We start from the raw sequence: 13,705 nt of genomic DNA, 5'->3' as shown, positions 1-13,705 counted from the left end.
CATTTGTTTATATGATTTTATAAGCCGTTGATATTTCTCTTATCAGCCATTAACAATGCTTTGTTAGAGTCAAAGTCAAGGAGGGGTACTGATGGTATTACTAGATGTAAATGGCGTGAGCAAAATCTATTCTCCACGCTTTTATGCACTAAACAATTTGTCCGTTTCGTTTGAAGAAGGCTCATTTACAGCTATTATGGGAAGTAGCGGGTCAGGAAAATCGACGCTACTACATTTACTGGCTGGTTTAGATAAGCCAACATCAGGCACGATTACTTTGAAAGGAAACGAGATTACCAATTTCAATGATAATCAATTAACGAGGTTACGAAATGAAGAGTTCGGCTTTGTTTTTCAACAGTTTCATTTACTGCCTGTCCTCACGGCCTTAGAAAATGTGATCATACCAACAAGCTTTACGAAACATAGACCGTCATCAAAAGAAATCACCGCACGAGCACAGACATTATTGGAACGGTTACACATTGGTCATTTGGCACACGTTTTGCCGAAGAAACTATCTGGTGGTCAGCAGCAACGAGTCGCCATTGCTCGGGCAATGATTAATAAACCGAGTATTGTAGTTGCTGATGAGCCTACGGGAAGTCTTGATTCCTTCACTTCATCCATTGTCATGAAAGAATTTAAAGACTTACACCAATTTTTAGGTTATACGATGATTATCGTTACTCACGATCCTACGGTTGCTGCTTTTGCTGATCGAGTAGTCATCATGAACGATGGAAAACTTGTTTCGAATCTACCTTTTTCTACATCTCAATCTATGGATCAAAAAGTAAAAACCATTCACCATACACAACTTCAGAATGGACAAATGGTCGAATGAATTTACGTACACTTGCTTTTCGTTATCTTTCAAGACAACGTTTGAAAACCATGTTAATTGTTATAAGTATAAGTTTAGGAGCAGCATTACTCAGTGCATCACAAGTCTTTATGGCATCCATCGAAAAGTCGAATGAATTATCAATTCAATCGGTCTACGGGGATGTTGATCTTTATGTAGGTTACCAATTAAGTATCCATGATGAGCTTCGTAAACCTCTAACAGAAGAAGATTTAAAAAACCTTGAAAGTCTCACTGAAGTACGTCAAATCGGAACCATTCACTACCCTTATTTAGGATACGAAGAAGAATATAAAATGTGGGATGACATTTATGTAGGATTTAATGAGGAACCTTTAGCATATGAAAGTACGATGGTTGATATTGGTGAACAAACCATTCCTGCTGAACGTGAAGTGATTGTCTCAAGAGCTTACGCTTCGATTCATGACGTAGCGATTGGTGATTACATTGACTTATTATTTCCACCAGGAGAAAAGGAACAAGTTAAAATTGTCGGCTACTCAAATGAAGATCGAGAAGATCTGTCTTCCGTTTTGCTTTTTCAAGCCGAGTGGTTACAATCCGTTACTCGAAAAGGTCCGACAATGGCGATGCTACAACTCGACTCTCATGAATCAAAACAATCTGTCCACGATCAAATTGTACAGATGAACCCGTTGTTAAACGTTGATCTTTTAGAAGAAACAAACGATTTACGTGAAAATGTCGGAGGACTGTTGCCCATTCTGACAAGCATAAACATCGCAGTGATCATCGTTAGTGGCTTATTATATCGAAGTATTATGGAGGTGATGATTCAAGAACGAAATCAACAACTAGCCGTCCTCAGGCTCGTCGGCGCCTCAAAGAGAAATCTACTCTTCCTTGCATACAACGAGACTTTGTTCATGAGTATCGTAAGTCTATTCATTGGTTTAGTGATCGGGATCTGCACTGCCTTGATGATTTTATCAGCCCCGATGACATTTGCTGATGTCATGATTGTAACTACAGAAATTCCTTGGCTAAGCATCGGTTTCTATTTGCTCTTGTATGTAGCCTCACTGTTCATCTTCTCAGTATTTCCGGTCTATCAAGCGAGTAACGTTTCACCGATAAGTACTTATCAGCAATCTTCTTCCCAACTAACGTTAACAAGAAAACGGGTTCGTTTATTTATCGTGCTACTCGTGTGCACGCTCATCCTTTCAATACTCAGTTTTGTTACTACGAGTGTTTGGTTACACGTACTCTCCATGTTCAGTATTGTTATGCTATTTTTTGTCTGCATCACTCACACTTTACGTTTTGCTTTACGGGTCGTTCATAGTATTATAAAGCCACTTCGTCACTCGTCGGTATGGACGTTGGCGCCCTTACAACTCCTTCGCCACATACAAAAGACGAAGGCAATCGCGATGTTACTCTCAGCCTGTATCATCTTAACTACACTCGGATTTACGACATTAGAAAACCTAAAAGAAACATCCATTGACCAACTGTTTTCTTTAAATCCTGCCGATTTTCGTGTCACGTCCTATGCCTATGGCAATTATGCACTGCAAAATCAAGGATTCTCACCAGAGCTATATGATGAGATTACCTTACAAAACGATGTGTCGGAGCCTTCCAATTACTTTACAACTCCTTTTATTGGGCTGACAACGAATCTACCTAATGCCACTTGGGCAACAGAAGACGTTGACGGCACAGCACAAGTGCTCGCACAAATTAAAGGCACTGATTTACATCCATATCTTGAAGTAGCACGACAAGGAAAAACAACAATCAACGAGTTGGACCCGTTTGATGTTGTTATTACGGAGCGAACCGCCGATGCACTCGGCTATGAGATTGGCGATCAAATTAACCTTAAAAGCATTGAAAGCGATGAGGAAGCCTTTGACTTTTCCTTTACAGTAGCTTCCATCGTTTCGAATCATCCGTTTTTAAGCAACGAGCAGTTCGAACCGTTTGACTCTTTTCTCATGACACCAAAACAGATGGACGATCATTTCGCGATTACACAACATTCTGAGCTTCTACTATCAAGCGCAAATCGCCAAGCAGAACAACAAATTCATGAAACAATTGAATCCTTGCAATTAGAGAACGACGTACACGTTATTAACCGTTATGCAGCGCTTGAGGAATTCCAAGAACAATATAACGAACGCTTATACGTTTTGGCATTTACCATTGGCATCATGATTGTTCTAACGATGGCTGGTCTTTTTACGAGTTCAATGAGTACCTTTCAAGCACGCTTAACCGAATTGTCTATTCTTCGTTCAATTGGCTTGTTTCACAAACAGCTACATCGAACACTCTTGTTAGAAGGCGCTTTTCTCACATTCATAAGTGCTTTGATGGCTTCTGTATGTTCTCTATGGCTATCTATGCACTTAACATTCTCACTTCAAGGAAGCTTAAGCGTCTTGCCGGTTACTGAACTCTTTATTATTATTGTTTTGTCACCCGTGTTAGGGATACTCGGTTTCCTTCTTCCAACACGATGGGCTTTACGACAAAACATTCTTAAACATTTAACATAAATCGGATGAACGGCGCTTGCCGTCCATCCACTCTCTCTACTAAGTAACCATCGCACTTGCGATTAGACTGTGCTTAAATGAACTAGAGGTGATATGGATGCTAACCAAGAATATCTTACTTATTGACGATCAACCCGATATTTTGGAATTATTAACAGATTATTTAGAAGCCTCAGGGTATACAATTTTCCAAGCAAACAATACGACAGAAGCATGGGCTCACATTGAACGAGAACAACTTGATGTGATTGTTTTAGATGTGATGATGCCTGGGGAAGATGGGTTTTCGTTTTGCAAAGCATTTCGCAAACATCAAACGACACCCATTTTGTTCTTAAGTGCGAAAGAAAGTGAACAAGATCGCATACGAGGTTTAACCATTGGTGGGGACGACTATATTGTTAAATCAGTAAGTCCAGCGGAAGTCGTTGCTCGCGTAAATGCCATGTACCGCCGGCAACAATTTAACCAAGTGAACAACAAACAAAGAAACATCCATGTCCATAACGGCTCATTAGAGCTAACTATTAAGGACAAACGCATCGACTTAAGTCTCTATGAATACCGTTTATTTCATTACTTGTATGAAAACCGCGGAATCATTCTTTCTTATGATCAAATCCTTTACAAAGTTTGGAAAGACGAACTACAAGATCCGCAAATTGTACGTGTCTATATTGCGAAATTACGAGAGAAATTGCGTACCTATGATGATATTCTGTCTATCCGAACGATCCGTTCATTAGGGTACCAACTTATTGAGGTAGACTTCGATGAACCGTAAACTCTCACTAAATGTTGTACTAATTTTGTTTTCGATTAGTCTACTTGTTCTCCCACTTGCGGTCAGTCAACTGTATCAAACTTACGAGAATCATCAGACTCCACCAAACCCAATTGAGGAACCAACCGAATGGATTGATGAATTTATTAAGGTTGATCAATCTTGGCCATCAAAAGAATGGCTCAAAAATCTTGATGAAATTGCAAGAGAAGAGCAGTTACATATCGACGTCGTACTCCAAAACGGTACTACATACTATCACCATCGACCAGCCGATCAATCAGTTGATCAAACACTTGAAGTTTCCTACAAATATTCGATTGTTCAGTCCTCTTCTGTTGTTGCGACGTTGTACTATAGCCAGCCATCATCACCACAGTATGTCACAACAGCGTCAAATGATTCCGCTGCACTGACACTGATCCTATTTACCATCGTCTTTCTTCTACTATTATTCTTGTGGTATGTCCGTATGCACACGGTCAAACCGCTACAAACGTTAAATGATGCACTGACGAACATTACGAAACAAAAAAACAATCCACCTCCCATTCATTCACATATTAAAGAAGTGAATGAATTGACCGAAGCGTTTACGACGATGAATCGAAATTTGCAGCGCCTTCAAAACGAACGGTCACAACTTGAACACGACCGTGATTTATTCATGTCTTCAATTGTTCATGATTTACGTACCCCTTTATTCTCTCTAAAAGGATATTTAGAAGGAATTACTACAGGTGTTGTGGAATCCCAAGATAAAAAAGCTCACTACCTTTCTAAATCGCTTCGACAAGCTTGGCGAATGGATCATTTACTCACTCTTTTATCGAATTACAATCGCTCTCTTTACTTAACTAAACACATTCAAACAACACGTACTCCAATCATTCCATTGATAAATGAACTAATTGAAAGCTTAGACTATCAGATTAACGACAAACAACTTGTGATTCAGACTAAAATCGAATCGTACACGCTCTCTCTCGACCAAGAACTCATGCATCAAGCGCTTGAAAATATCCTTGCGAATGCAATACGTTATAGCCCTCTTAACGGAACGATTCAAGTTGAAGGTTTTTCCGATGACCAACAGTACGTTTTACGCATTACCGATGAAGGTCCAGGGATTAAGCGGTCTAATTTAGAAGAAATCTTTAAACCACTTGTCCAAGGGGATGAATCTAGAAACACCCACAACCACATCGGACTCGGATTAGCCATTAGTCAGCAAAACATAGCCAGTCACGGTGGGCAGATTGCAGCCTACAATTCAGAACACGCAGGAGCAACGTTTGTCATTACTCTTCCTCTATTTAAGAATTATTGAAAAATCCACGGTCAATATGGTCCTTCAGAAATTATTGTTACGACATAAACTACCTTCTTACATTTAAAAATGAGTAGCCGAGAGCAGTTGCCCTCGGCTACTCATTTTCAATTTAGAACCAGCGCTCTGTGACGACTTTCTTTCTTGTATAGAATTGAACACCGTCTTTTCCGTTTGTTCCAAGATCTCCAAAGAATGAGGCTTTGTTCCCGGCAAACGCGAAGAATGCCATCGGCGCGGGCACGTTCACGTTAATACCGACCATCCCCGCATCAATTCGGTCTCTGAACAGTTGCGCTGATTTTCCACTAGACGTATAGATGACCGCTCCATTGGCGAATTTTGAGGCGTTCGTGACTTCAATCGCTTCTTCCAAATCTTTGACGCGAACGACGCTAAGCACGGGTGCAAAGATCTCATCTTGCCAAATTTTCATTTCTTGCGTGACATTATCAAAGATCGTCGCTCCAACGTAATAGCCGCTTTCTTTTGCATCGCCCTTTTCTCGCCCGTCTACAATAAGGCTGGCGCCTTCTTGCACGCCGGAGTCAATATACCCAACGACGCGTTCTTTATGGGACTCGCGAATGAGGGGGCCGACGAAGTTCTCTTCGTAACATCCGTCGCCAACTTCAAGGGAGCGAGTACGAGCAGTGAGACGCTCCATAAACTCATCGGCAATGTCTTCAGTTACCGCCACAACGGAGCAAGCCATGCAACGCTCCCCACTACTACCGAATGCCGAACCAATAACGCCTTCGATCGTTTTATCCAAGTTGCAGTCAGCCAACACCGTCGCATGGTTCTTCGCACCTGCAAGAGCTTGCACGCGCTTACCATAAGCTGTACCGGTTTCATATACAATCTTCGCTACCGGCTCAGACCCGACAAACGAGATCGCTTCAATGTCTTCGTGAGTCAGAATGCGGTTGACGACATCTTTCGCACCGTGTACGAGGTTTAGCACACCTTTTGGAAAGCCTGCTTCGTAAAAAAGCTCAACGAGACGCTCTGCAAGCACTGGTGTCCGTTCTGACGTCTTTAATACGAATGTATTCCCGCAAGCAATGGCGAGTGGTACATCCAAAGTGGCACCATCATCGGGAAGTTAAACGGCGTAATCCCTGCTACGACCCTAGTGGATAGCGCCAAATGGAGCCGTCAATGCCTCCGGCAATACGAGGCAGTGCATCACCCATCATTAAGTTTGGCGCAGATGTAGCCAGCTCCACAACTTCAATCCCTCTTTGTACTTCGCCGTGGGCATCTTTTAACGTTTTGCCGTTTTCGAGCGTGATAATTTCTCCTAGCTCTTGGCGGTTTTCGTTTAAGAGTTGCAAATAACGGAACATGTAACGTGCCCGCTCAGGGACTGGCACTTGTGACCAAGTCTCGTACGCTTCTTTTGCCGCCTGAACCGCGCGGTCGACATCTTCACTTGTCGAGATCGGAACTTTGGCAATTTCCTCACCTGTCGCTGGATTCGGAACCGACTCATACGTGCCACCCACGGTTTCTTGCCACTGATCATTAATGTAATTTTTCATTGTTTTTACTTCTGTGATCATTTTGAACTCTCCTTTACAGATTGGAATGAAATGTCTTGGTCTCCGACGCGTTCATACAATACGGCCATATCGCGATCGCCTAACCCTGCATCTTCTGCTTCTTCATACACATCAATAAGCGCATCGGTTATTGGCAAGTGCAACCCTTCTCTTGTCATCGTCTCCTTCACGAAGTTCAAATCTTTCCGCAATAAACTTAGCGTAAAACCAGGGTTGTAGTCGTTGTTTGCAATAAACGTCTTGTAGTTTCGTTCATAAATTCGGCTCTGCCCGTAACTCACATTCATCACATCAAACAACGCGTCCAAATCCATGTTCTGTTTCTTCGCGAGCGTAAGTGCTTCACTTACCCCGGCAGTATAAAAACCGATGAGTAAGTTGTTGATGAGCTTCGTCATCGTTCCGCTAATGATTCGCTCATCGACGTGGAAGAGGTTCGCCCCGAGCACGTCCATGACGGGTGTCGCTGTATCAAACGCAACTTTCGGGCCGCCGCACATGAACGTAAGCGTGCGGTTTTCAGCGCCAACGACGCCACCGCTGACAGGTGCCTGAAGAAAGAGGACTTCACGTTTCTTCGCAGCTCCTTCTACTGTTTCATTGTTCTCCGGTGCAACGGTGCTCGTATCCATGAGCAACACATCGTCATGGGCGTTTTCAATTAACCCTTCAGCACCTAAAAACACCGATTCGTAAGCTCGTGCGGACGGCAAGCTTGTAATGACCATATCACACTCTGCAGCCAATGCGGCTATAGACGCGCCAATGCTGCCGCCCGCGTTTTCAAACGCACGTTCAGCTTCGGCATTCAAATCAACCCAACGACTTGATACCCCGATTCAATGAGATTCGTTGCCATCGGCATTCCCATGTTCCCTAACCCAATCCAACCAATTTTCATTTCGGATCCCTCACTTTTACGAAATATAGTTTTTAGCTTCAATTACTCGTTCACTAATCTTTCGCTTCACTTTCGTCAGGTCACTTCGTTCTGGCGTTCGACTTTGTCGTTTTACACGATTCGCCTCTTCCGGCTGATCAAGTGCTAACCAAAGTCTCGTCATGTTACTCTCGACGTTCTCATAGCCCTCTTCACAAATCACTCGGGTCATCCATTCTTTTAGCTCGGTCGGGTGCTTCACCGTTCGTGTATACGATGACCGCATCACAGCTACGGTTGCAAACGAGTCTGCGACCATCCGTAACACTTCTTGCTTTTCAGAAACTTCATCGGTGCGAGACAGCCCTTCTAAAACTTCAGACATGATTCTTTCTGTAGCCGCAATCCATTGCCCGTTAACATCCGTGTCACTGATTGGATTCTCATTGACGTGAACGTCTTGCTTGAGCAGAGCTTTTGCTGATGCCATACGATTGATTTCATTTGTCCCTTCAAAAATCCGGTTAATGCGGGCATCACGGTACAGTCTCTCAACCTCATACTCTTGCATAAAGCCATAACCACCATGAATCTGCACCGCTTCATCAGAAATTTTGCCTAACACTTCTGAGGCATAGGTCTTGCACATGGCACAGTCTGGAATGAACGCCCGCACGATCGTAGACGAATTCACTCCCTCTGAGGAGTCAAGTGCATTCTCTACACTTCCTGCTGTCCCATAGGCGAAGCTTTCAACCCCAAACAGTGCCGTGTTCATATTCGCCAACTTCTCTTGAATGAGCGGAAAGTTCACGAGTGATTGCTGAAATTGTTTTCGCTCCAAACCATAGTTGACCGAAAGCTTTAACGCCCGCTTTGATGCACCAATGTTGTTAAATGCTAATTTTAGTCGAGCGAGGTTTAAAGTATTCAGCGCAATCTTGTGTCCTTCACCGACTTCCCCGAGCACACGATCTGGATTTACAGTTACATCCTCAAGCAAAAGCGTTGCCGTTGATGAACCATTGATGCCCATCTTCTTCTCTTCTGGCCCGAGCGTTACACCGTCTTGTGTTCTTTCTACAATAAATGCGGTCATTCCTTCATCCGAATTCGCAAACACCACATACACATCGGCAATGTGCGCATTCGTAATCCATTGTTTCTCACCGGTTAAATGCCATACACCGTCTTGATCATTCCACGTCGCTCGTGCTTTTCCTTTCAACGCATCTGAGCCTGCTGATGGTTCAGTCAGTGCGTATGCCCCTACCCATTCTCCGGACCCGAGCTTTGGCAAATATGTGGCTTTCTGTTCTTCTGTTCCATAATAAATGAACGGCGTCGTGCCAACGCCCGCATGAATATTAAACGCCACACTAAACGAGCCACCGCCATTGCCAATCCCCTCTGCAACGAGCCCAGCGACATGCTTCCCAAGCCCAAATCCTCCGTACGCTTCTGGAATTTCAACCGCCTGCAAACCGAGAGAACCCGCCTCTTGAAAGGCATCTTTGGCAAACGTATAGTCATGCGTTTCCGCCTGTTCCATATTGGCAAGAATGGTATTCGTGACAAACTTCTCTGTCGTCTTCTGAATCATTATTTCATCGGTAGAAAGGTCTTCTGGCGTAAACGCATCTCGCATGCTCTGTAAGCTACCGCCCCACATTGGCCTTGAATATTTTGTTTTCATGCTCATGACCTCCTCGTCATCTAACAAACTGCAAAAGATATGCCAACAACTTCTTCGAACTCCCGAGCGTTGGCACTGCTCAAACTGTCTACGTGTCTAAACACTTTTACATCATCGATCGTTGGAAACGAGACATTTTGTTGTACAGCGTTGCTCTAGAAATTCCAAGTTTCTTTGCCGCTTGAGATTTATTGCCATCCACTTCTTGCAAAGCCGCTTCAATTTGTTCCTGCTCATACTCTTGCACTTGCTCTCGGTTCATCTCTTGCCATTCGATATAAGGAACAGAAGGCGCCTCATCCTGAAAGGTCCGCAATTCACCTGGCAAATCCTCCACTGTAATTCGATCATCATCACAAAGGTGAAACATGCGTTCCACAACGTGTATGAGCTCTCGTACGTTTCCTGGCCAGTCGTACTGGAACATTCGCTCAATCACTGCTTTATCCATCGTCCGCTCTTTCGCACCAGTGTCTCGACTAAGCGTTTTGAGCTGGTGCGCGATGATTAACGGGATGTCTCGCTTTCGTTCCCGTAGCGGCGGAATGGGAATATCGATTACATGTAACCGGTAATACAAATCGGCCCGGAACTTTCCTTGCTTTATTCGTTGTTTCAAGTCTTGATTCGTTGCGGAAATTAACCGAAAATCAACCGGTGTCGGAGACGTACTGCCTACCCTGTCAATCTCTTTACTCTGAAGTGCTCGCAGCACTTTCGCTTGAGCCTCGAGCGGCATATCCCCAATCTCGTCAAGAAACAACGTCCCCCCATGGGCAAGTTCCATCTTGCCGGGCTTGCCTTCACTCTTTGTGCCCGTAAACGCCCCTTTCACATAGCCAAACAGCTCGGACTCCAAAAGGTTTTCAGGGATTGCGGCACAATTGACAGCAACGAATGATCCTTCTCCTCGAGCACTCATATTGTGAATCGCTTGGGCAAACGGTTCTTTACCTACACCAGACTCTCCTGTAATTAAGACAGAAGCTGTTGTCCTCGCCGCTTTTCGACTCATTTTCTTGGACTCGGCAATCTTCGCGCTTTCCCCGATAATGTCTTCAAAACGAATATCTGGAATGCCTCGCTTCTTCTCGACAACCGTCTCCTGCTCAGGTTTGCTGTAATCCAAAATATCCATCCGCTCTAACGTTTCCAAAAGCTCCTTTTTCCCTTCATACACGAGCATCCCCACCGCGCCAATCACCTTGCCGTCTCGCCACATCGGCAAGCGATGCACAACCAGTTCTTGTCCTTGCAAGCGATGCGCCTGACTTCGCTCAGGAACACCCGTCTTCAAGACAACAGGCAAACGCGTATTCTCAATCACCTTCTCAACCGCTCGGCCGATCGCTTCCTCTTTCGTCACACCAACAAACCGGGCGTACGTATCATTGAATAATTGAATGATCCCCCGCTCATCAACAATCACAACCCCCTCATAAGCAGTGTCTAAACTTAGCTTCATCCAATCAATCGCCTGACGAGCCACTTCCTCTTGTTCCTCAATATAACGGTAGAACGCAAACCATTCATCCCGACCGACAATACCGAGCAACGTGCCCGTCTTCACTTGAATCACATAGAGAGGACATGGCTTACTTGATCTCAAGGAAAAATCCTCTCCTACGGAAAAGAATTCAGTGTTCATGACGTGCTGAACGTGGACGTTTGCATCTTCAACACGAAGGCAATCGCGAATTGTGATGATTCCGACTAACTTGCTGGCATCTACAACAGGAACTTCACCATCGGCGACTTCGGCCATGACAGGAAGTACGTCACGGATACTGTCCGTAGGTGCTACTGTACGTGGAGCAATCCTCATCCACTGGCCACTATGGTCACGAGAACTTCTTTGCCCCACTCAAATCACCTCTTTGCTTTCGTATGATCACTTTCATTCCTTAATGACACTCGTCGAATTTTTCCGGATGTTGTTTTAGGTAGATCGTCAATAAATTCAATTTTTCTTGGGTATTTGTACGGCGCCGTCAACCGCTTCGTATGATCTTGCAATTCTTCCACAAGACCGTCATACGCTTTGTCCTTAAGCACGACGTAAGCTTTGACGATATTGCCCCGAATTTCATCAGGTTCAGCGACAACTGCACACTCTTTTACCGCCTCATGTTTCACAAGTGCGTCTTCAACTTCGAACGGGCCGATTGTATATCCTGAGCTAATGATGATGTCGTCGCCTCGACCGACAAACCATAAGTACCCATCCGCATCCCGGTACGCTTGGTCTCCGGTAATGAACCATTCACCACGATACGCAAGTGACGTGCGGTCCGGATCTTTATAGTACGACTTAAATAAGGCGGGTGAACTTTTGTGCACACCAATGTCTCCAACGATATTGTCAGCGCAACGCTCACCATAAGGATCAATTACTTCGACCGTATTGCCTGGCGTCGGCACGCCCATTGAGCCAGGGCGAATTTCCATGCCTTCCAACGTTCCAACGAGCAAAGTGTTTTCCGTTTGTCCATACCCGTCTCTCACATTGATATTAAATGCGTCCAAAAACGCATCAATAACCGGACGGTTTAACGGCTCACCTGCAGAGACTGCACTTTTTAAGTGAGGAAGCTTGTAGCTTGCGAGCTGGTCGACCTTTGCCATTAAGCGATACTCGGTTGGTGTGCAACAGAGCACGCGAATCCCCTCGTTCTCTAAAAGAGAAAGATACTTTTTGGCATCAAACGGTCCATCGTACACAAACGCGGTCGCACCGAGCATAATTGTTGAAAGAAACGGACTCCAGATCCACTTTTGCCAACCCGGTGCTGCCGTTGCCCACACAAGATCATTCTCTTTCGCACCGAGCCAATTTTTCGCCGCGGTCTCTACATGGGCGTACCCCCAACCGTGTGTATGGGCAACCCCTTTTGGATTACCGGTCGTCCCTGACGTATAGGATAAAAACGCCAAGTCTTCACGCGTCGTTTCGCTTCGAACAAGCGTATCGCTTTCCCCGTCAGCTAACTGCTCCAGATCTAACCAGCCGCTCCCTTTCTCTCCGATTAGAAATTGGCGTTCCCGCGCATCATAATCTCCGGCAATTTCGTTTACTTCCGCAGCCGCTTTTGCAGATGCGACGATCGCGCGCGCCTCTGAATGCTCAAACCGAAACTGGAGGTCCTTCGTTCGCAGCATCTCTGAACACGGAATTGCAACAAACCCTGCTTTTAAGCAGGCGAGATACGTTACGTACGCTTCTGGTATGCGAGGCAAGCTAATAATGACACGATCACCTTTTTGTAGACCATGATTTTGGAGAACACGCGCATATTGATTTGCCCGCGAAACTAGCTCACTGTATGTGACATCTTTCTTTTCACCCGCTTCATTCAACCAGCGAATCGCTAACTTCTCATCCTCACCTGCATATTGTTCGACGTCATCAGCAATGTTGTACTCATATGGTGCAATCAAATCCATGATTCATCTCCTCCTTCATTTCAAATTCACCTTTAGTCAACTTAAAAAAGTAAGCGTTTACAATTCGAACCTCCGTTAAATGGTAGAAGTTTCAGTCCTTCTACTATGCAATAGTTGTGCCAATAATTATTAGTTGTGGTTGTATAACTGTTTAGACATTCGGTGTATAAATTCCTCCATGAAAATGAAAAAAATCTCGGCTCCGCCATTCATCGCAATCGTTTTTAGACGATTGAAAACCCGGATTGTTCTTACAAGACATCCGGGTTTCACACACATCCATTTCGGTTCTAGGTAAGTTGAACGAAAGAGTTCCATCGAAAACAAATGGTGAGCTTGGAAAAATGGAAACTGTGCTCGAGTTGCGGCCGAACTGTTCTCAAGTTGGGGGAATACGCAGGAAAAGTGGTCTATTCTCATAAACTAGGGAACAAAATGAGCAAACTTGGTAACAGATTACAAGGTACCTGTACATCCTCGCCCTGAAGTACCCACAAGACGTCGGCGCGAGCCGCGCCGAACCGAGTACGGTTTCGTTTCGGCCCCGGCGGGGCCGACGTGTCATTGGCACTACATCTTGGAATCTGCGCGCAAGTTG

The 13,705-nt window shown here is 44.6% G+C and carries 7 protein-coding genes and 2 pseudogenes; 4 read left to right on the top strand and 5 right to left on the bottom strand.

The features are described from left to right. Nucleotides 1–91: 91 nt before the first annotated feature. From JCM19039_RS00045 to JCM19039_RS00030, 4 genes are all read left to right on the top strand, one after another. On the top strand, nt 92–847 hold the full coding sequence (locus JCM19039_RS00045; RefSeq protein ID WP_042422644.1) for an ABC transporter ATP-binding protein: 756 nt from the start codon (nt 92–94) through the stop codon (nt 845–847). Continuing rightward, a complete protein-coding gene (locus JCM19039_RS00040; protein ID WP_042422642.1) occupies nt 844–3,405 on the top strand; it encodes an ABC transporter permease in 2,562 nt (853 codons plus the stop codon). The genes JCM19039_RS00045 and JCM19039_RS00040 overlap by 4 nt, the downstream gene beginning before the upstream one ends. A 97-nt stretch (nt 3,406–3,502) precedes the next feature. Continuing rightward, a complete protein-coding gene (locus tag JCM19039_RS00035; RefSeq protein ID WP_042422639.1) occupies nt 3,503–4,189 on the top strand; it encodes a response regulator transcription factor in 687 nt (228 codons plus the stop codon). Continuing rightward, the gene (locus tag JCM19039_RS00030; protein WP_042422636.1) at nt 4,179–5,519 is read left to right on the top strand and encodes a HAMP domain-containing sensor histidine kinase; all 1,341 of its coding nucleotides are present in this window, start codon (nt 4,179–4,181) and stop codon (nt 5,517–5,519) included. Before JCM19039_RS00035 ends, JCM19039_RS00030 begins: the two co-directional genes overlap by 11 nt. Nucleotides 5,520–5,631: 112 nt before the next feature. Here the strand turns inward: JCM19039_RS00030 and JCM19039_RS00025 are convergent. The 5 genes and pseudogenes from JCM19039_RS00025 to JCM19039_RS00005 form a co-directional block, all read right to left on the bottom strand. Beyond that, a pseudogene (locus JCM19039_RS00025) lies at nt 5,632–7,087 on the bottom strand (CoA-acylating methylmalonate-semialdehyde dehydrogenase). Then, nucleotides 7,084–7,988, bottom strand: a pseudogene (locus JCM19039_RS00020) (NAD(P)-dependent oxidoreductase). The pseudogenes JCM19039_RS00025 and JCM19039_RS00020 overlap by 4 nt, the downstream one beginning before the upstream one ends. 16 nt (nt 7,989–8,004) lie before the next feature. Further along, complete coding sequence (locus tag JCM19039_RS00015) at nt 8,005–9,663, bottom strand: acyl-CoA dehydrogenase family protein (RefSeq protein ID WP_042422633.1); 1,659 nt, start codon at nt 9,661–9,663, stop codon at nt 8,005–8,007. A gap of 106 nt (nt 9,664–9,769) precedes the next feature. Further along, nucleotides 9,770–11,527 carry a sigma-54-dependent Fis family transcriptional regulator gene (locus tag JCM19039_RS00010; protein ID WP_238544864.1) on the bottom strand — a complete coding sequence of 586 codons (1,758 nt, stop codon included), beginning with the start codon at nt 11,525–11,527 and terminating at the stop codon, nt 9,770–9,772. A 5-nt stretch (nt 11,528–11,532) separates the two neighbouring features. Beyond that, nucleotides 11,533–13,107 (bottom strand): acyl-CoA synthetase, encoded by a 1,575-nt coding sequence (locus JCM19039_RS00005; protein WP_042422631.1) that lies wholly within the window; start codon nt 13,105–13,107, stop codon nt 11,533–11,535. Between the last annotated feature and the right edge of the window lie 598 nt (nt 13,108–13,705).

Source organism: Geomicrobium sp. JCM 19039 (assembly GCF_000698145.1).
Lineage (GTDB): Bacteria > Bacillota > Bacilli > Bacillales > Marinococcaceae > Geomicrobium_A.
Note: the sequence above shows the minus strand (reverse complement) of the source record. Positions and strands in the feature narration are given on the sequence as shown.

What these genes read in the sequence shown, in the direction of transcription:
- JCM19039_RS00035 (WP_042422639.1), top strand. Translation starts at nt 3,503, where the DNA reads ATGCTAACCAAGAATATCTTACTTATTGACGATCAACCCGATATTTTG.
- JCM19039_RS00030 (WP_042422636.1), top strand. Translation starts at nt 4,179, where the DNA reads ATGAACCGTAAACTCTCACTAAATGTTGTACTAATTTTGTTTTCGATT.
- JCM19039_RS00045 (WP_042422644.1), top strand. Translation starts at nt 92, where the DNA reads ATGGTATTACTAGATGTAAATGGCGTGAGCAAAATCTATTCTCCACGC.
- JCM19039_RS00005 (WP_042422631.1), bottom strand. Translation starts at nt 13,107, where the DNA reads ATGGATTTGATTGCACCATATGAGTACAACATTGCTGATGACGTCGAA.
- JCM19039_RS00015 (WP_042422633.1), bottom strand. Translation starts at nt 9,663, where the DNA reads ATGAAAACAAAATATTCAAGGCCAATGTGGGGCGGTAGCTTACAGAGC.
- JCM19039_RS00040 (WP_042422642.1), top strand. Translation starts at nt 844, where the DNA reads ATGAATTTACGTACACTTGCTTTTCGTTATCTTTCAAGACAACGTTTG.